Origin of the sequence: Methanovulcanius yangii (genome assembly GCF_018687785.1) — an archaeon.
In the GTDB taxonomy this organism is placed as follows: Archaea; Halobacteriota; Methanomicrobia; order Methanomicrobiales; family Methanomicrobiaceae; genus Methanovulcanius; species Methanovulcanius yangii.
In genome coordinates, this window is record NZ_LTBL01000001.1 from 1,959,602 (window position 1) to 1,979,860 (window position 20,259).

Sequence of the window (20,259 nt, forward strand, 5' to 3'; positions counted from 1 at the left end):
ACATTGTGCCGGGATCCGTTGGGTCTGGCAGGGGTATTCTCCCCGCAGCTCTCTCTTTCATAGGAGTACGTGAAGGATAGTGAATCAATTATATTAGCTTTACTCAATGGACTTAATAAATCAAAAATTATATCCATCGCCGGGCATCAACAATGGTTACAGGCATAGTCATGGCGCTCGCTGTCGGGCAGCAGCGTCGGGAAGGCCTGCATTCCGAGGAGAAGCATTGATTATGGAAAGGAACCAACGCGCCATGTACCGGATTCTACTGATACTCTGTCTTCTCTCTGTTCTCGCGTTCTCCTGCAGCGCCTACTCGACCGAGGTCACGGTTCGAAGATACGCAATCGACGGGCTGACTCCCATCAATGAAACGACGGTGTCGTACGAATGGATGGAGGAGAACCTCGAGGTGTGGGGCGACGGAAACACGTACTACTACTTCCAGGGGCCGATCTTCGAGGGAGAATGGGAGAATGAGTACGGGGTCTCCTTCCCGGACTACCGGGACGACTGGCCGGGCGGTGTGGCCCCGTCATGGGATGACAGCGAAGAGAAATGGGACCGCATCTGGAACGCCTCCACCCAGTCGTACGAACAGAATGAGCGGACGAACTGGGAAGGGAAGAACCTCGGGAAACTGAAGGGCACGAATATCGCGGACCTCTGCGACCTCGTCGGGGGTCTTCCCGAGGGAAAGGACGCAAAGGTGATCGCGGCCGACAACGTGAACAAGGTCGTCCCGTATAGCGTCCTCTACGAGAACACGTCGGAGCTCGGCCCGTATGTCCTGACGTGGTATTCCATGGATGCCGGGGAATCGGGAATGACAAGCGGCTACACCGGCCCGGATTACACCAACGGCATGCGAGCCACCTTCTTTGCCGACACCTCCCGGAACGTGGATGGGTTCCATGTAGCGGGACTCGCGGACATGTTCGATGGCATGTCCGAGGAGTACTGGTATTATTATTACAGTGGCGGTATCCAGTACCCTTCGCTCGGCGGCTGGACATTGAAGTATGTCGACCGGATCTATGTCTCCTCCAACGACCCGGTGCCTGCTCCCGAGGCCGCATTCGCCGCGAACGTGAAGACCGGACGGATAACCAACGGTGATTTCGAGACCGGTATCGTTTCGCCCTGGACAGGGACGGGAGTGAGCATTTATACGGCCTATCTCCCCTCGACAAAAACGCACGGCACATACAGTGCCAAACTTTCGGCACCTTCATTGGGAAGTGCCTCCCTGGAGCAGGAGGTGGATCTCACGGATGTGGAGAGCATCAGGTTCTATACGTACTACTATGGGGAACCGGAGGTGTACATGCAGGTTCTTGTCGATGATACCGTCGTTGGCACCTTTTCATCAGGCGATGGAGAGTACTACGAGACAGAGATGATTGACATCTCGTCCTTAGGGTTCAGCGGGACTCATACCCTGACATTCAGGGCCGTGAGCGACCTGGATGATTCTGGCTATACCGTGTATCTGGATGATATCGAAGATCTCGCCCTCTGCACGTCCGGACCTGCGCCACTGGACCTTCTCTTCACCGACCTCTCTGCGAAGATGGAGGATTCCGCCTATGCGTCCTGGTCCTGGGACTTCGGGGACGGGAACACCTCGACCGAGCAGCATCCGCTCCACACCTACACCGACGTCGGCACCTACACGGTGACGCTCACCGCGACGAACGCCGCCGGGAGTGATACGGAGACGAAGACCGGCTACATCGAGGTGCTTCCCCCGGCACCGGTGGCGGACTTTTCGGCGAGTGCCGATGTGGTGGTGAACGGCGGGTTTGAGGACGATCTGACGGGATGGACATCGGCAGGAGTTACTGCAGATACCTCCTCCCAACACTCCGGCATCAAGAGTGCACAATTGCAGTCCACCAAGGGCACGCCGCCCTCGTATCTCGAACAGGACCTCAACCTTACGGGTATTGATCAGCTCTCCTATTTCTATGAAGTTAGCGCTGAGGGAGGTGTCTCGCGTCTGGATGTCTCCATCGACAGTACCGTGGAGGCCACCTATTCTTCAAGTACCTTCCCCTGGTCGCAGGAGACCCTTGACGTTTCGTCATATACGGGAGTGCACACCCTCCGGTTCGAGGCGATCACCGGCACCAACAAGAAGGACACAATCACGGCGAATGTGGACGATGTGAGCGCCCTCGTTGTCTCCTCCACAGGCGTTACCGGCAGCCCGCCCTTCGAGGTTTCGTTCACCGACACTTCGACGGGCGACCCTACCTCATGGGCATGGGATTTCGATACGAACGGGGTTGTCGACAGCACCCTGCAAAATCCCGTCTATACCTACAATTATCCCGGCCTCTACACGGTGAGCCTCACCGCAACCAATTTGGGTGGGAGTACGACCGTAACAAAGACGGCGTTCGTCAATGTTTCCGGTACGGTGACGACACCGGTCGCTGATTTCACCGCCAACCCGACGACCGGGAGTGCACCGCTTCCGGTCTCCTTCACCGATACCTCGACGAACAATCCCACGAGCTGGAGCTGGACATTCGGGGATGGGGAGTCGTCCACCCTCCAGCACCCGGTCCATGAGTACGAGAACGAAGGGACGTACACGGTCACATTGACGGCAACGAACAGCGCCGGCAGCGACACGATGACGAAGACCGGGTACATCACCGTCGGCAGCACCACTCCCTCTATCACCGTCGAGGCGACGGGCGACCTGACGGGCTGGAACCTTGGTACCGAGACCGACACCGTGGACAGCACCTCCATTGACCTCAGTGTCTCCACAACAGCGTCCACGTGGGAGGTGCGGGTGAGCGACACCTCAGCCAACCCCCACCCCGGCCACATGGCGGCGTGGCTTGAAGGCACGGGGTATGTCACGGACGGCGCCTATCTCTATAACCCGTTGCAGGTGAAGGCGAAGGAGAGCGATGCCTATGTCGGAGCAAACAGCAACAGCGTTATCCTCGACAACGGCGACGGTACCGGTACCTACGACATCTGGCTGAAGCAGACCACGGTGGCGGGCGATGAGCAGCTTGCGTCGGGCGTCTACCGTGCGGAGATCACCTTCACCGGGGCGGTGACCTGAGGCGATGACGACGATGACGACGATGCGGCGATGGCAGGCGGTTCTGGCGATTTTCTTCTGTGCGGCCCTTCTCGTACCGGCGGGTCTTGCGGGCAATACCCTGACCGTCACCGGCACGGTGGTCGCGGCCCCCCTGCCGGTCGCAAACTTCACCGCCGATCCGACGGCGGGAGCGGCGCCGCTTCCCGTGCAGTTCACCGACTGCTCGGAGAACGTCCAGACGACCTACGCGTGGGACTTCGAGAGCGACGGCATCTGCGACAGCATGGAACAGAATCCCGTCCACGTCTACGAGTCGCCGGGCATCTACACGGTGACGCTCACGGTCGCCAACGGGGCGGGCGGCGATACGCTCATCCGGGAGAACTACATCGTGGTGACGGGCGACACCGCAGGGGCCCGCATCGATGCCCTCATCCTGCACGTGGAGGGGCTCGATACCATCCCGTCATGGGTGAAGACGATCCTCGTGGGCGAACTCGAGGCGGCCTCCTCTGCCTACGAGGCGGGCGACATGGAGCAGTGTGCGACGTATGTCCGGCTCTTCAAGAACACCGTCGCCGTCCTGAACGGCAAGATCATTCCCTCGAAGGACGGGGTCGAGCTGATCCATGAGGCACAGGACATCATCGCCCTGCTCGCCTGATCATCGGCGGTTTCCGACCCAAAATTCATTTCCTTTTTCCGCTCGTTCTTCGCACGTGTTTTTGTTTGGATATCCGTTTTTATTTCTTCTATCAAATTGGTCGATGATGCGGTGGGCGGGGCACCTTAACGGATATTGTGGCTCCGGCCACATCCTTGTCTGCGCGGTGCGATATGCAATAATGGCATTCATTCCTGGCCGACGGGAACTCGTCCCCCGGTGCCTCAGGCCCATCGAAGCATCCTCCGTCCCGAAATGTCCCGACCGCCGCTGCAGAGGTGCCGGATGCGAACAAAAGGCCCCGCCCGCGGCGTCTCCCTCCCCCGTCTGCACCCTCCTGCCGGGGGTTGCCGCAGTGGTCACCCCGTCAATTTAATTAAATTTACTCAAATCTATAAATTACAAATAATTATTAAAAGGCCGGGTTCATCGTTTATTATTCCTACTGGAGGAATGAACGAATGAAGAGAATGTTTATCATGGGCGCACTCGCCCTTATCGTGCTCCTGGCCCTGCCGGGAGCGGCAATGGCGGCCGAAGATTCGGTTGTTGTTTCAGGTAATATTGGACTTGACATTGAAGTAACGGCAGGTGCTGATTTTGATCTTTCTGCCATGTCTCGTACAACTGCCGGAACTGGTAGCACAACTGTGAAAGTAACGACATCCTCGGACGATTGGGATATTGTGGCATCGGGTAGTAATGGTGGATTCATGTACAACGATGTCGATCTGGTTACGCTCAGCAACCCAATCGGAATAAGCCTTACTCAGGGTTCGTACATCTCGCTGGCAACTGGCCCGACGCTTATCGAAGGCGCTGCACCCTGTGTTAACTCAGAGACTACTGTTTATTTTGAGCAGATCGTTGACGCAGCAGATGTGAATGGTGATTATGATATTACGGTCACTTTCATTGGAACTGCAGTCTAGACATCTCCCTAAACCATGACACCGATACGCCCCATGCCTGTCGGGGCGTATCACAACTCTTTTTCCTTGTAACTCCAACCTACATACATCGGAGAATAATCAATGAACAATAGTTACCGCATCCGCATCCTCTGTGCCGCCGCCGCGGTGCTCCTCCTCGCGGCGCTCGTTGTCTCGCCCGGCACCGCCGTCAAGGTGGAGGGGGCAAAGATCATGTACGACGTCGAGCCCGGCACGACGTACCTCTTCCCCATGGCCGTCTCCATCAAGGAAACCGACGGCGCCGCCGACTATGCCGTCGACGTCCTCGGCTTCGGCCAGTCGCTCGACGGCGGGTCGTACACCGGTCTCGCCGCCGCGGATGACAACAGTCCCTACTCCGCCCGGTCGTTTGTTACGACCGAAGAGACCCTCGTCCATCTTGAACCCGGCGACCGGGTCGCCTTCAACGCGGTCGTCGACGTGCCCGCAAACGTCGGGAGCGGCGGGCGCTACGCGATCATCCTCATCCACCCTGCCACGACCGGCGGGGCGCAGGCCTCCTTTGCGACCGCTGTCGCGGTGCCCGTGATGCTCACCATCGCCGGGACGAGTGCAATCGAGACCGGTGACGTCGGCACCGTCTCGGTGGGCGAGGTCGTCGCCGGAAAGCCCATCGTCGTAACCACGGCCCTTACGAACACCGGCAACCATCACTACTACGGCGCCGTCAACACGCTTTCCGTCACCGACGCTGCGGGCACGACCGTTGCGACCGCCACGTCCGATCCCTTCTCGCGGGCGGTGATCCCCGGCCAGACCGTCGCCTTCGAAACACCGCTTGCCACCGGCCTGCCCGTCGGCACCTACACGGTCACCTCGGCGATGACGCTCGAGGACGGCACCGTCCTCGACGAGGCGACCGCGACCTTCACCGTCGCCGAGGAATACATCCCGCCCTTCACCGCGGCGACCCTGACCATCACCCCCGAGGCGGGCGGCATCCTCGCCGTCCCTGAGGGCACGGTTACGATCTCCTTCCCGAAGGGTGCGGTATTCGCCGAGACCGACGTCACCGTCGCCCCGTACGCAGGCGCCCTCCCGGCCCTGCCCGCCGGGGCCGCGGCCGGCACGACCGCGTTCACCGTCGACGGCCTGACGGGCCTTCTTGCAAAGGACGCGACCGTCACCGTCACCTACGCCGCAGGCGACCTCGCGGCGGCGGGCGGCAGCGCCTCCCACCTCGCCCTTGCCCGCTGGGACCGCGGCGAAGGGGCATGGACGCTCATGCCCACCAAGGTTGACACCGGCAGGGGAACGCTCACTGCAACCACGAACCGCTTCTCCACCTGGGCGGTCGTTGCAACGGACGCCGCCCCCGCCGCCCCGACCGGCGAGTCGGGCCCCGGCATCCTCGTGGTCGTCCTCACCATTGCGGCAGCCCTCGCCTGTGCCGCTGGCGGTACACAGGTGCGGCGGGAGTAAGGGGGATCTCCTCGTCCCATTTTTTCTCCAAATTGCCTTCTGATATATGAGCATTTTGCCGTAATTTATCTGGTTTAATAAACATTTGTGGCTTATTTCAGAGAGCGCATGCCTTGTCCTTTTAAAGGAAACATGGTTTGCAAAATATTATCCGAATTTTCAAATAACTCTGATATTTTATTATTTAGTTCTTTAATTGGATAATTTTAGATTAAATGAAAGAATTGACCGAATTTCAACGTCGCAATCGAACCAAAACTCCTACTTAATGGTTGGCAGATTTGATAGTCGAATGGCGGCGGGTTATATATATCCCAGTCAACCGTGTTCAATTGATAAATCGTTTTATTTAAACACAGTTCTTATATCCGGCCCGGATGACCTCATTTTCATGTCTGTTTGTGTGTATTGACGGGCATCTGATTTCGACCACGGTGCCGTCCGGCCTCATCCCCAAAAGGTCGGGCGGTCTGACAAGGTGATTGCAAAAGGTGAAACTATGAACAATCTGTCAAGAATTTCGGTATCGACTTTTCTACTACTCATGCTGGTCATGCTCGTGGCCGCACCCGCAAGTGCGTACACCACCGAGCTGACCGTCACCAAACTGGCAAACGACGGTGTCACCGTCCTTGACCAGCAGACGGTGGACATCGCGTATATGGAGGCAAACATGCCCGTCTACGGCGATGGGGTAACGCACTACTACCACCAGGGACCGGTCTTCAGCGACTATCCTGACGATCCGGCAATAGAGGAAATGCTCCGCTGGAATCCGGATGAGGATCTCAATGTTAAAGAAAAGGACATGGGTGCCGTGAAGGGCACGAATGTCAGGGACCTCTGTGATCTTGTCGGCGGCATGAACGAGGGTGAAGAACTGCTCGTCGTTGCCGAAGACGGCTTCTCGAAGCCCTTTGCCTACGAGAACGTGTACAATTACTCGTCTCGCGAAGGCCCGATGATCATCTCCTGGTACTGCGACGGGCTTGACGCCTATCCTGCTCCGTATCCATCCGATACCGGCTACTGGGAGGGCATGCGGCTCGTCTGGCTCGCTGACGACTCCACGAATCCCTGGGGCATTCACGCCTTCGGGAACTACGACTGGTACCTCGCCGCCGATGAGGCGTATTATTACTACTACTATGGCTCGGCAACCGAGAGGTACCCCACGACCACCGGTCTCTCGGTGAAGGTCGTCGCGGAGATCCAGATCCTCAGTGACGACCCCGCTCCGGGAATGGACGTCCTCTACGACGGCCCGGTGACGCTGACGCCCGGTGCGACCTTCGATGTGACCTCCTATGTCAACGACCCGAACGGGATCACCTACACCGTGAGCGAGACGACGCCCTTGGGCGCTCTCCAGGCAACGGGCCTCACCTACGATGTGAGCGACAAGCGCTACGTATATGACGACGGCGTGCTCCTCGTCGACAACATCGACACCTACCTCCGCAAGACGCCCGGCTACTGGTATGCCTACGTGAACGACGTTTACAAGGACGGGTACATGAACAAGCCCGACGCCGTCAACGTGATCGAGCTTGTGACCGGTGACACCGTTGAGTACTACTACGCAGCAGACATCGCCGACCCGACCGACCTCGCCGGCATGCAGGCCGCAGCCACCGCCGCGGTGAAGACCGTCGCGGTCATCCAGACGGGCCCTGTCATGGACGTCCTCTACGACGGTGAAGTGACGCTGACGCCCGGTGCGACCTTCGATGTGACCTCGTATGTCAACGATCCGACAGGGATCACCTACACCGTAAGCGAGACGACGCCGCTCGGAGCTCTCCAGGCGACCGGCCTCACCTACGATGTGAGCGACAAGCGCTATGCGTATGATGACGTGCTCCTCCTCGACAACGTGGAGACCTACCTCCGCAAGGCCCCCGGCTACTGGTATGCCTACGTGAACGGCGTCTACAAGGACGGGTACATGAACACGCCCGCGGGCCTGAACGTGATCGAGCTCGCCGACGGCGACACCGTCGAGTACTACTACGCAGCAGACATCGCGGACCCGGCCGACCTCGCCGGCATGCAGGCCGCAGCCACCGCCGCGGTGAAGACCGTCGTTGCCCTGCCGCTTGCGTATGACGTGATCTACGACGGCACGGTGTCCCTCGACCCCGACGCAACCTTTGACGTCGTCGCCTACAACTCCGGTGCGACCTACACCGTGAGCGAGACGACGCCCCTCGGGGCCCTCAAGGCAACTGGCCTCACCTACGATGTCACGGACAAGAACTACGCCACCTCCGGCGCACTGCTGGTGGACAACGTGGACAGCTATCTCCGCAAGACCCCCGGCTACTGGTATGCCTACGTCAATGACGAGTACAAGGACGGCTACAACAACGCAGCCGGTGCCCTGAACCTGATCGAGCTCGCCGACGGCGACCGTGTCGAGTTCTACTACGCGGAAAATGTCTCCGCTCCGGCCGACCTTGCCGAAGTCAAGAGCAAGACGATCGCAGCCGTGCTGACGACAGCCTCCACCGGTGTCACGCCAGACACCTGGACGCTCGCCCTCGCCGGCGCGATGGACGCAACCGTCACCAAGGCCGACTTTGAGTCCGGCATCGCCTGCGTCCACTCTGCTGAGTGGACCGACGAGGACGGCAATGTCTGGGGCGGCATCCCGCTCTGGGTGCTCGTCGCCATGGTGGACGACAACCCCGACGTGGGAGACGACCACATCAACTTTAACGACGACCTTGCCGCACAGGACTACGAGATCGAAGTCATCGCCGGCGACGGCTGGTCGACCACGCTCTCCAGTGCCGCCATCGCACGCAATGACGGCTACATCATTGCAAACACCCTCAACGGCGAGGAACTCCCGCTCCTGACCGCCGACGGCAAGCCGTTCTGGCCGCTCCAGCTCAAGGGAGCTGCGATCTTCGGCGGCCAGCAGGTCGGCAACATCGCCCGCATCGAGCTTTCCGGGCTTCCGGAGCCGCCTGCGGGATGGACGCTTGCCCTCAACGGTGAAGTCGACGACGTCATCACCCAGGCAGAGTTCGAGTGGGGCGTCAGCGGCCACCCCGCAACCTACACCGACATCAACGGCGACACCTGGACCGGCATGCCGCTCTGGTACGTCGTCGGTGCTGTCGACGACTATGAAGTGGAATCCCACTGGACCATCGACGAGGCCCTCATGGCAACCGGCTATGACATCGTCATCGCCGACGTCGACACCGACTACGCAAAGACCCTCAGCAGCGAAGGTATCGCCTACAGCGACGCCTACATTGTTGCCAACCTGAAGAACGGGGAGGAGCTCCCCGCAGACGAGTACCCGCTCCGCCTCGTAGGAACGGGTGTCGAGAAGGATGACGGCTCCCTCGGCGGCATGAGTGTCGGCGGCATCGACGCGATCACGCTTCCGTCCCTCCAGACCGCCGCGGCCGAACCCGGCAGCTACAACCTCGCCATGAAGGGTCTCATCTCCGATGTCCTCACGCAGGCGGAGATTGAAGCGGCCCTTGCCTGTCCCTACTCCGGCCACTGTGTCGAGTGGACCGATGGCGAAGGCAACGTCTGGTCCGGCATCCCGCTCTGGTTCCTCTGCGGATGGGTCGACGACCGCCTCCCGCACGAATTCAGCTCCACCGCCGCCATGGCAGGCTACACGATCACCGTGAAGGCCGGTGACGGCTACTCCAAGGCCTTTGCAAGCGCCGACGTCGCATGGAGCGACGGCTTCATCATCGCAAACCAGTGCAATGGCGTACCGCTTGAGGACTCCTGGCCGCTGCGCCTCGTGGGCGAGAGTGTCGCCAATGACGACGGCAGCCTCGGCGGCATGGCCGTCGGCGGGATCGCCGAGATCGAACTGACCGAATTTAACGAACCGACCGAGATCCCGCAGCTCCACATCGTGAAGTTCGGTGAAGACGGGCAGACCATCGTTGACGAGGTATGGATCGACTACACCGAGATGATGCAGCAGTTCGAGGTCGTCGGTGACGGCGAGACCGTCTATTACTACCAGGGCGTCACGATGGACCCCGCAGACCCGTGGGGTGTTGCAGACGAGACGAAGGGCGGCACCAAGATCGCCAACGCCGTGAAGGGTACGAAGGTCATTGACCTCGTCGGCCTCGTCGGCGGCATGGGCGAGGGCACCGACATCGTCTTCATGGCAGACGACGGCTACAAGACCATCCTGCCGTACACCTCCATCTACACGACACCTGAAATCCAGGAACGCCAGGGCGATGCGATCCTCGCATGGTATGCCGACGGCTCCTACGTCCCCGGCTACCGTGACGGCATGCGTCTCTTCTTCACGCCGGAAGACCACCTCTACGGACAGTGGGATATGCACGAGACGATGCCTGCAGGACACTGGCACTACTACTACCAGCCGTACAGTGAAAACGACCCGGTCTACGCGGAGTACGCTCCGGGCGTCCTCTACCCGTCCTGCGCCGGCACCTCGGCGAAGTTTGTGGCTGAGATCTATGTCTATACCGTCCCCGAACCCGACTGGAACCTCGAGCTTGACGGTACCGCTGTCGGCGGCATAGAGTACACGATCAACAAGGCGTACTTCGAGGCGGCGCTCGCCTGCCAGTTCGGCGCAAACCACGACGCAACCTTCACCGATGCCGACGGCAATGTCTGGGAAGGCATGCCGCTCTGGTTCCTGATGGGATTCGTCGATGATGCGGATATGCACTCGGATCAGGCGTTTAACGAAGATCTGGCGCTCGAAGGCTATGATGTCGTGATTACCGCAGCCGACGGCTATTCGGTCACACTCAACAGCCAGGACGTCATCCGGAGCACCGATTACATCGTCGCGAATTCGGTGGGCGGCCTGACGCTGCCGGAGGGTGACTGGCCGCTCAAGCTTGTCGGTGCGAATGTCTCAAGGAGGCAGTCGGTCGGCGAGATCGTGAAGATCGAGCTGATCAGCAACATCTTCCAGAGCTTTGATGTAAGCGACGGATGGATCGAATACGGCCGCAGCGCCGGCAGCGATGCCCTGTCACTGGATGCCGCATTCGTTCTTCCTGTGGGCAAGACCGCAGATCTGACAACGGATGCCGTCGTAATCGACCTCGACGGATACCTCGTGGAGATACCTGTCGGCGAATGGACCGAGAAGAAGGGTGTGTACACCTATCAGAGTCCCTCCGGCACCGACCCGTTCGTGCAGGTGAAAATCAGTCTGGTTGACGGCACCCTGGATGTGTTCATGGAAAAGGCTGACTTCAGTGCGTTCACGTATGATGACGGCATTGATGTGGGTCTTACCATCGGACCGATGAAGGGATACGAGAACCTGCGTATGTATGCGCAGCGGTACACCTTCCCCTCACCCAGATAACTTTTTTTAATTCACCCGGGGACGTGGAATACCATCCACCCCTCGTTCGGGTTGGAGAGATATTGCAGCGGTTGTTGGAGAGCGACGATACCGCCTGCAAACAAATTACCGATTCCCGTTTCTCCGTGTAATCCGGTCGGTCACGATCAGATAGTCTGTCCCCATGGTCCGCCCGGAAGTCCGCTGTTCCTCATCCGTGGGGCGATGGGCCGGTGGTGCACTCCCGTTCCCTCCGTTTCTACTGCCGCATGGGGGGGAAAATGTTCACCGAAAACTCGTTTTCAGACACGTTTTCCTATTTAATGGTTATCAAAACTGATAGTCAAAATCCTACATGTTTTTTATAGTATGCTAGTTTGGTAAACCGGGTTAACCAACACGAGTGAACAGAGGCATTATATGCCGCGGTGCCCATTCCAATGCCATGTCCTGTTGGTGTACCGACGGGCATCTGCATTTGATCCGGGGGGTGCTGGTTCCGGCATATGGGGTGCCGGAACCCCTTGCCATACCGAAGGTGATTGAAGAGGTGAATGAATGAAACAATTCCGACGAACAACTGTATTGACGATACTGATTATTTTGATGGCTCTGCTCGTGGCTGCACCCGCAAGTGCGGCGAACGCGACCACCGAACTGACCATCACAAAGCTCGCGAGCGACGGGTCGACCGTCCTTGCGCAGCAGACCGTGGACATCCCGTGGATGGAGGCGAACCTCCCCGTCTACGGCGATGGGATAACGCACTACTACCACCAGGGGCCGGTCTTCAAGGACGACTCTGATGATGCAATCGAACAGGCGCTCCGGTGGAACCCGGAAGAGGATGCAAACGTCCTCGATAAGGACATGGGGGCCGTCAAGGGGACGAACCTGAAAGACCTCTGTGACCTTGTCGGCGGAATGAACGACGGTGAGGAAGTCCTCGTCGTGGCCGAAGACGGCTTATCCAAGGCGTTTGAGTGGGAGAACGTGTACAACTACACGTCCCGCGAAGGCCCGATGGTTGTCACGTGGTACTGCGACGGGCTTGCCACCTATCCCGACCCGTATCCCTCCGAGACGGGGTACTGGGAGGGCATGCGGCTCGTCTGGTTCGCTGACAACGCAACAAACCCCTTCGGCGTCCACGCCTTCGGGAACTATGACTGGTACCTTGCAGCGGATGACGACTACTGGTACTACTACTATGCCTCACCCACCGAGAAGTATCCCACCACCACGGGGCTCTCGGTGAAGTGGGTCGCCGAGATCACGATCCTTTCCGACGACCCCGCACTGCCGACCGCCGCATTCACGGCGGATGTGACGGGCGGTGTCGCCCCCCTGACCGTCCAGTTCACCGACCTGTCCATCGGTGACCCGGCGGCATGGGCGTGGGACTTCGAGAGCGACGGGACGGTGGATTCCACCCAGCAGAACCCGGGCCATGTCTATGCCGCCGCCGGCACGTACACCGTCACCCTCACCGTCACGAACGACGGGGGGAGTGACGACGAGGTCCGGGCGGACTACATCACGGTGACAGCGGCCCCGGTGGCACCCGTTGCCGCCTTCACGGCGGATGTGACGAGCGGTGTCGCTCCCCTGACCGTCCGGTTCACCGACGAGTCCACGGGTGTCCCGACCGCATGGGCATGGGACTTCGAGAGTGACGGCACGGTGGATTCCACCCTGCAGGATACGGTCTTTGAATACGCCACCCCCGGAACATACACGGTCACCCTCACCGTGACAAATGCCGTCGGCAGCGATGACGAGGTCAAGACGGACTACATCACGGTGACGGCGCCGCCTGCGATGGACGTCCTCTACGACGGTGCGGTGACGCTCGCCGCCGGTGCGACGTTCGATGTCGTCGCCTACGACTCCTCCGAGACGTATACGGTGAACGAGACGACGCCCCTCGGGGCGCTCGATGCGACCGGCCTCGCCTACGATGTGACCGACAAGCGCTACGCGTATGATTCGGTGCTCCTCCTCGACAACGTGGAGACCTATCTCCGGAAGAGCCCCGGGTACTGGTATGCCTATGTCAATGACGTCTACAAGGACGGCTACATGAACACGCCCGCGGGCCTGAACGTCCTTGAACTTGTGGAGGGCGACACCGTCGAGTTCTACTACGCGGCCGCCGTCCTCGACCCGGCTGACCTTGCCGAAGTGCAGGGGAAGGCGACGGCGGCGGTGCTCACAATCGCGGAGATCGCGTCTGCGCCGCCGACGATGGACGTCCTCTATGACGGTGCGGTGACGCTTGCGCCCGGTGCGACCTTCGAGGTCGTCCCGTACAACAACCTTGCGATGTCCTACATCGTGAACGAGACGACGCCCCTCGGGGCGCTCGATAAGGCTGCATCGGCCGGCGGGTTCACCTATGACGTGACCGACAGCCGGTGGACATTTGATGAGGTGCTCCTCCTCGACAACGTGGATACGTACCTGTACAATGACCCCGGCAAGTGGTATGCCTATGTCGACGGCGTCTTTAAGGACGGCTACAAGAACACCCCCGCGGGCCTCAACGTGATCGAACTTGTCGGCGGCGAGACCGTCGAGTTCTATTACGCGGCAGATGTCGTGGACAAAACCGACCTTGCCGAGGTGAAGGCGAAGGCGACCGCGGCGGTACTCACCGATGTCGAACTGCCGCTGCCGTATGATGTCCTCTTCGACGGCACGGTCGTCCTCGACCCGGAGGCGACCTTTGATGTCGTCGCCTACAACTCCGCTGCGACCTACATCGTAAACGAGACGACGCCCCTCGGGGCGCTCGATAAGGCTGCATCGGCCGGCGGGTTCACCTATGACGTGACCGACAGCCGGTGGACATTTGATGAGGTGCTCCTCCTCGACAACGTGGATGTGTACCTGTACAATGACCCCGGCAAGTGGTATGCCTATGTCGACGGCGTCTTTAAGGACGGCTACAAGAACAACCCCGCGGGCCTCAACGTGATCGAACTTGTCGGCGGCGAGACCGTCGAGTTCTATTACGCGGCAGATGTCGTGGACAAAACCGACCTTGCCGAGGTGCAGGCGAAGGCGACCGCGGCGGTCCTGACCGTCGTATCGACCGGTGTCACGCCGGACGACTGGACGCTCGAGCTCTCCGGCGCGATGGACGAGACCGTCTCGAAGGCATTCTTTGAAGAGGGCCTTGCCTGCCCGTCCTCCGGCCACTATGTCGAGTGGACCGACGACGACATGAACGTCTGGGGCGGCATCCCGCTCTGGGTGCTCGTTTCGATGGTCGACGACGACCCCGATGTCGGTCCCGAGCACTACAACTTCAACGACGCGATCGCCGCAACGGACTACGAAGTCGAAGTGATCGCGGGCGACGGGTGGTCGACGACGCTCTCCAGCGTTGACATCGCCCGCAATGACGGCTACATCGTTGCAAACACCCTCAACGGCACCGAACTCCCGCTCCTGACCGACGGCGGCAAGCCGTTCTGGCCGCTTCAGCTGAAGGGCGCTGCGGTCTTCGGCGGCCAGCAGGTGGGCAACATCGCCCGCATCGAGCTTACCGGCCTGCCGGCACCCGCCGAAGGCTGGACACTCGCGATGGCAGGGGAGGTCGGCGATACGATCACCCAGTCCGAGTTCGAGGAGGGCCTCGCGTGCCCCGGCTCCGGCCACCTCGTCACCTATATCGACGGGGACGACACCTGGTCTGGCGTGCCCCTCTGGGTGCTTCTTGGCGCCATCGATGACTACGAACTTTATGACCACTGGACCTTCAATGATGGTGTCGCCGCCGGCAACTACACGATCAACGTGATCGCAGAGGACGGGTACACGCGGACGTTCTACGCGGATGACGTTGCCCGTAACGACGGCTACATCGTCGCGAACATGCTGAACGGCACCGAACTCGACGCAGAGGGCGGCTACCCGCTCAAGCTCATCGGGCCTGCCGTCACCTCCGGCAAGGACAAGGTGGGGAGCATCGCCGCAATCGAGATTCTCGAGCTCCAGACGCCTGCCGCAGCGCCGGGCAGCTGGAACCTGAACCTCTCGGGGAAGATCACCGATGTGATCCCGCAGGCGGAGTTCGAGGAGGGTCTCGCCTGCCCCGGTTCAGGGCACAACGTTTCCTGGACTGATATCGACGGCAACGTCTGGTCGGGGATGCCGCTCTGGTTCCTCTGCGGATGGGTCGACGACCGCATCCCGCACGCGTTCGACGCGACCGCCGCGGGGGCCGGGTACACGATCACCGTGAAGGCCGGCGACGGCTATTCCAAGGCCTTTGCGAGCGCCGACGTCGCATGGAATGACGGGTATATCGTCGCGGACAAGGTGAACGGCGCACCGCTCGATGAGTCGTGGCCGCTGCGCCTCGTGGGCGACGGCGTCGCCACCGACGGGGCCCTGGGCGGCAAGGCCGTCGGCAATATCGCCGAGATCGAGCTGACCGAGTTTGGCGAACCGACCGAAATTCCGCAGCTCCACATCGTGAAGTACGGTGCGGACGGGCAGACGGTCGCGGACGAGGTCTGGATCGACTACACGGAGATGATGGTGCAGTTCGATGTCATCGGCGACGGTGAGACCCTGCACTCCTACCAGGCCATCACCGGTGACCCGGAGGATATCTGGGGTGTTGACAACGACACGAAGGGCGGCGTCAAGATCTCCAATGCCGTGAAGGGAACAAGGGTCGCCGACCTCGTCGGCCTCGTGGGCGGCATGGGTGTAGGCACCGATATCGTCTTCATCGCGAGTGACGGCTACGAAACCGTCCTGCCCTACACCTCCATCTACCCGACGGCGGAGATCTACGAGCACCAGGGCGATGCGATCATCGCGTGGTATGCCGACGGTGCGTTCGTGCCCGGCTACAAGGACGGCATGCGCCTCTTCTTCATGCCCGAGGACACCATCTACGGCCAGTGGGACATGCACGAGAGCCTGCCCGAGGGGTACTGGCACTACTATTTCCAGTCCTACAGCGCAAGCGACCCGGTCTACGGGCAGTACGCCCCCGGTATCTTCTACCCCTCCTGTGCGGGCACCTCGGCGAAGTACGTAACCGAGATTGCCGTCTATTCGACCGCCGCGGCCGGCTGGGACCTCGAACTTGACGGCACCCGGATCGGCGGGATGACCACGACCGTCGACAAGGCCTACTTCGAGGCGGCGCTCGCCTGCCAGTTCGGTGCGAACCATGATGCGGAGTACACGGACGCGGACGAGAACGTCTGGGCCGGCATGCCGCTCTTCTTCCTGCAGGGCTTCGTCGATGATGCGGACCAGCACTCCGACCATGCGTACAACGAGACCCTTGCCGCGGCCGGCTACGACATCATCGTCGCGGCGTCCGATGGCTACGCCAAGACCTTCGACAGCCGCGACACCATCCGGAGCACCGGCTACCTCGTGGCCAACACGATGAACGGCTACGCCATCCCGGAGGATGATGCGAGCTGGCCGCTCCGGCTCCTCGGTGAGAACGTCTCGAAGAGGGACAACGTGAAGGCGGTCGCCGCCATCGTCCTGAATTACGCGCCGAACGTCACCGCCATCGACGCGCCCACAGCGGCGATGACGGGCGACGACGTGATGCTCACCGCATTCTTCACCGACCCGTATGACACGGACGCGGCGGTCATCGACTGGGGTGACGGGATGAACGACACCGTCAGTGATGTGGCGGGCACCGTCACCGGGTCGCATGCCTACGCGGCGGCCGGCGTCTATACGATCAATGTCACCGTGACCGACAGCATGGGAGCGGAGGACATGATGTCCCATACCATCGAGGTTGCCGAACCCAGCCCCTATGACCGGACGATGGCGCTTCGCGAGTACGTCATCGCACTGGAGCTCCACCAGGGAACGGAGACCTCCCTCCTTGCAAAGCTCGACGCAGCCCTGAAACAGATGGAGAAGAACCCGAAGACCGCGGCGAACATCCTCGGCGCCTTCGTGAACAATGTGGAGGCGCAGGACGGCAAGAAGATCCCGCATGATGCGGCGATGTACATGATCGGCGAGGCGAACGAGATCATCGCGATGCTCATGGAGGACGGAACTGCCCCGATGGGCTTCACCGTCATGCAGCAGAACACCGTTGCATCCGGCACCGCCGTCCAGAGCGGTTCGGGAACGAATGACGACACCGCCGCAACCAACGACGAGAATGCAGAGACGAACAACGACAAGGGCAAGAGCGACAATGGAAATGCGGGCAGGAACGACGATACCGCCGGGGCGAACGACTCGAATGCAGACACGAACAACGACAACGCGGGCGAGAACGACGACAACGACAACGACAACGACAATGGCAATGCCGGGAACAATGGCAACCATTCAGGACAGACGAAAGAGAAGAGCAACAACGGAAACGGGAAGAAATAATCCCGGCATCCTTTTTTTTTAAAATTCGCGGTTCGGGACGGTGCCCGGCCGTTCTTCGTCCCTCCCCTGTTTCCTTCTCCCGGCGAAACCATCATGAAGGAGGTGCGCCTTATGGGTGCCTGGAGGAATGAAGAAATGTATGAAGCAGGCGAGGTCCACGTGGCCAAAGTGCTGGAACTGATCGGCAGCTCCCCGAAGGGATGGGACGATGCCGCCGCCAATGCCGTCCGGGAGGCGGCGAAATCCGTCCACGACATCAAGGGCGTCTACCTGAAGGAGTGCACCGCGAAGGTGGACGGCGACACAATTGTCGAGTACCGTGCCGTGGTGAAGGTGACCTTCGTCGTGGAACGGGGGAGCTAAAAGCGGTTCTGCGGCACCCGAAACATTCGTGCCGTCAATCATGCCGCCTGACGGCAGGGACCCTTCCACCGGAGGGTCCGGCCCGGCGAGGGGTTCGTGGGCCGTCGCAGATCTTTACTATTCTGTAGCCCTCATGTACCTGTGACAGTGGGGGCACGATGGAACGCTTTGAGGCCATTTTAGAGCAGGTGTGTGCGTCGACCGGGTGCACGCAGGTGACGAAGATCGAGCGGGGCTATTCGTTCGATCACAAGTACCGGCTCCATGGAGGAGACGGGAGGGACTATCTCCTTCGAATCACGCCGCTCGCAGAGGGGGAGGACCGGGCCGCCAAGGAAGACGAGTATCACCTGATCGAAGAGGTCGGCAGGTACTCCGCATTCGTGCCACGGGCGTACCAGTTCGGGGTATCCGGCGACGAGCGCCTCTGCTATATGCTCCTTGATTACATGGAGGGGGTGGACGGGGAGGAGGCGCTGCCCGCCATGAGCCCTGACGAGCAGTACCGGCTGGGCCTCGATGCGGGCCGCGAGCTTTTAAACGTGCACCGGATGGCGGCCCCCGCCACCATCGGTCCCTGGCGGGAACGGTTCGCTGCAAAGTATGCCCGGAAGTGCGCCGTCTTCGAGGCGATGCAGCTCCCGTGCGGACCTGTCGATAAGGACCGCCTCGCCGCCTCGATCGCCGACAATGAGCGGTTCCTGACCTGCCCGAAACAGTCGTTCCTGCACGACGACTACCACCCGGCAAATCTCATCGTCGCAGACGGCAGGCTTACGGGCATCATCGACTTCAACCGGCATGACTGGGGCGACCCGGTGCATGACTTCGTGAAGCTTGCCTACTTCTCCCGTGCGGTGAGCATCCCCTTTGCCGCCGGGCAGATCGACGGGTATGCGGGCGTGAAGGTCCCCGAAGTATTCTGGAAAAAATATGCCCTCTACGCAGCCATGACTGTCATCCCGGACATCGTCTGGTCACACTGGTACGCGGAGACGGCGGATGCGCCCGAGCAGATCGACTACATGTGGGAGCGGGTGGAGCAGGTCTGGCGTGACCATGACGGCTTCACGGAGGATATCCCGCGGTGGTACAGGGAATACCGGCCGACTGCATCGCGTTAAAGTTCCACGTGGTGTTTGTCCTCGACTTCCCGCATTCGCTCTTCTCGTAGCCTGATATTCTCCCACAGGATTTCCCGGATGAGTTCCTGATCGTCACCTGAAAGCGGTCGCGAGAGATTAATGCCGGCATTCTCTGCATTCCTCACCACATTCTGTGCATAGGTATCTTCCACGTCCCAGCAGTCCAGCATGAGGTGCGTATATTCCTCGTCATACGAGGGGACCGGAGTGCCGTAGGCAGTTGGGGATTTCCCGCCGGAGGGATCGCTCCCATTCACGAGATTTGTCGATGCATTTCTCCCGAGATAGCCAAAATCTCCGATTTGGGTGACCGTTTTCCCCAGCAGTTTGTTCGCGCTCACCTGCACCGCATAAAAGATTTCACCGTCCTTTTGGACAAAATAACGGTAATAGAGGGGATGTCCGTCGGAGTCAGGCAGGATGAGGGGGTCCGGGGAGACCACCGACCCGTTGAACCTCTCGTATGGTTCCTGTCCGGCTCCCCCCAGCACGTAGGTTTCGAGGAGTGCCACCGCTGCCTGGTTCCATCCGCGTTCTACGGGGACGGTGGTATTGACGGCCACAGGCTCGTCTTCCGGCGCGACACAGCCGCAGGTGACGGCGCAGGTGACGATGAGGAGGGCGGATGCAAGCGAAGAGATGGTGCGGGAGTGCATGGGTATGGCTTCTTGTGAGGGATCTGTTTGTGCGGTGATAACGGTTTCCCCGGGTAGAATCGGCCCCCCCAATTTCAGAATGTGTGGGGGGCGTCTACTGGAAGGAGTGTGAGAAGAGAGTTGATTTAAAAAAATATTCTCTGAAATTACGGTACGACGGGACATCTCATCTGCGACCACTACCGGCCGTGTGGGAACGCGGCGGATACTATTGAGGAGGGAGATGAACGGTAT

At 60.3% G+C, this 20,259-nt stretch carries 10 protein-coding genes; 9 read left to right on the plus strand and 1 reads right to left on the minus strand.

The features are described 5' to 3' along the window. Nucleotides 1-232 precede the first annotated feature (232 nt). From AZH53_RS09770 to AZH53_RS09810, 9 genes are all read left to right on the plus strand, one after another. On the plus strand, nt 233-3,091 hold the full coding sequence (locus AZH53_RS09770; protein WP_319643331.1) for a PKD domain-containing protein: 2,859 nt from the start codon (nt 233-235) through the stop codon (nt 3,089-3,091). Nucleotides 3,092-3,095: 4 nt separating this feature from the next. Continuing rightward, a complete protein-coding gene (locus AZH53_RS09775) occupies nt 3,096-3,737 on the plus strand; it encodes a PKD domain-containing protein (RefSeq protein ID WP_319643332.1) in 642 nt (213 codons plus the stop codon). A gap of 181 nt (nt 3,738-3,918) precedes the next feature. After that, the gene (locus AZH53_RS09780; RefSeq protein ID WP_319643333.1) at nt 3,919-4,113 is read left to right on the plus strand and encodes a hypothetical protein; all 195 of its coding nucleotides are present in this window, start codon (nt 3,919-3,921) and stop codon (nt 4,111-4,113) included. An 85-nt stretch (nt 4,114-4,198) separates the two neighbouring features. Continuing rightward, a complete protein-coding gene (locus tag AZH53_RS09785; RefSeq protein ID WP_319643334.1) occupies nt 4,199-4,669 on the plus strand; it encodes a hypothetical protein in 471 nt (156 codons plus the stop codon). Nucleotides 4,670-4,771: 102 nt separating this feature from the next. Then, on the plus strand, nt 4,772-6,133 hold the full coding sequence (locus AZH53_RS09790) for a hypothetical protein (RefSeq protein WP_319643335.1): 1,362 nt from the start codon (nt 4,772-4,774) through the stop codon (nt 6,131-6,133). Nucleotides 6,134-6,632: 499 nt separating this feature from the next. Continuing rightward, a complete protein-coding gene (locus AZH53_RS09795; RefSeq protein WP_319643336.1) occupies nt 6,633-11,489 on the plus strand; it encodes a molybdopterin-binding protein in 4,857 nt (1,618 codons plus the stop codon). Between the two features lie 537 nt (nt 11,490-12,026). Next, on the plus strand, nt 12,027-17,861 hold the full coding sequence (locus AZH53_RS09800) for a PKD domain-containing protein (protein WP_319643337.1): 5,835 nt from the start codon (nt 12,027-12,029) through the stop codon (nt 17,859-17,861). A gap of 135 nt (nt 17,862-17,996) precedes the next feature. Next, nucleotides 17,997-18,224 (plus strand): dodecin family protein, encoded by a 228-nt coding sequence (locus AZH53_RS09805; protein WP_319643338.1) that lies wholly within the window; start codon nt 17,997-17,999, stop codon nt 18,222-18,224. Nucleotides 18,225-18,382: 158 nt separating this feature from the next. Beyond that, a complete protein-coding gene (locus tag AZH53_RS09810) occupies nt 18,383-19,348 on the plus strand; it encodes a phosphotransferase family protein (protein WP_319643339.1) in 966 nt (321 codons plus the stop codon). Here AZH53_RS09810 and AZH53_RS09815 read toward each other — a convergent pair. After that, entirely contained in the window at nt 19,345-20,025 is a 681-nt protein-coding gene (locus AZH53_RS09815; protein ID WP_319643340.1) for a hypothetical protein, read from the minus strand. The genes AZH53_RS09810 and AZH53_RS09815 overlap by 4 nt on opposite strands. Nucleotides 20,026-20,259 lie beyond the last annotated feature (234 nt).

What these genes read in the sequence shown, in the direction of transcription:
- AZH53_RS09800 (WP_319643337.1), top strand. Translation starts at nt 12,027, where the DNA reads ATGAAACAATTCCGACGAACAACTGTATTGACGATACTGATTATTTTG.
- AZH53_RS09790 (WP_319643335.1), top strand. Translation starts at nt 4,772, where the DNA reads ATGAACAATAGTTACCGCATCCGCATCCTCTGTGCCGCCGCCGCGGTG.
- AZH53_RS09805 (WP_319643338.1), top strand. Translation starts at nt 17,997, where the DNA reads ATGTATGAAGCAGGCGAGGTCCACGTGGCCAAAGTGCTGGAACTGATC.
- AZH53_RS09780 (WP_319643333.1), top strand. Translation starts at nt 3,919, where the DNA reads ATGGCATTCATTCCTGGCCGACGGGAACTCGTCCCCCGGTGCCTCAGG.
- AZH53_RS09795 (WP_319643336.1), top strand. Translation starts at nt 6,633, where the DNA reads ATGAACAATCTGTCAAGAATTTCGGTATCGACTTTTCTACTACTCATG.
- AZH53_RS09810 (WP_319643339.1), top strand. Translation starts at nt 18,383, where the DNA reads ATGGAACGCTTTGAGGCCATTTTAGAGCAGGTGTGTGCGTCGACCGGG.
- AZH53_RS09770 (WP_319643331.1), top strand. Translation starts at nt 233, where the DNA reads ATGGAAAGGAACCAACGCGCCATGTACCGGATTCTACTGATACTCTGT.
- AZH53_RS09775 (WP_319643332.1), top strand. Translation starts at nt 3,096, where the DNA reads ATGACGACGATGACGACGATGCGGCGATGGCAGGCGGTTCTGGCGATT.
- AZH53_RS09785 (WP_319643334.1), top strand. Translation starts at nt 4,199, where the DNA reads ATGAAGAGAATGTTTATCATGGGCGCACTCGCCCTTATCGTGCTCCTG.
- AZH53_RS09815 (WP_319643340.1), bottom strand. Translation starts at nt 20,025, where the DNA reads ATGCACTCCCGCACCATCTCTTCGCTTGCATCCGCCCTCCTCATCGTC.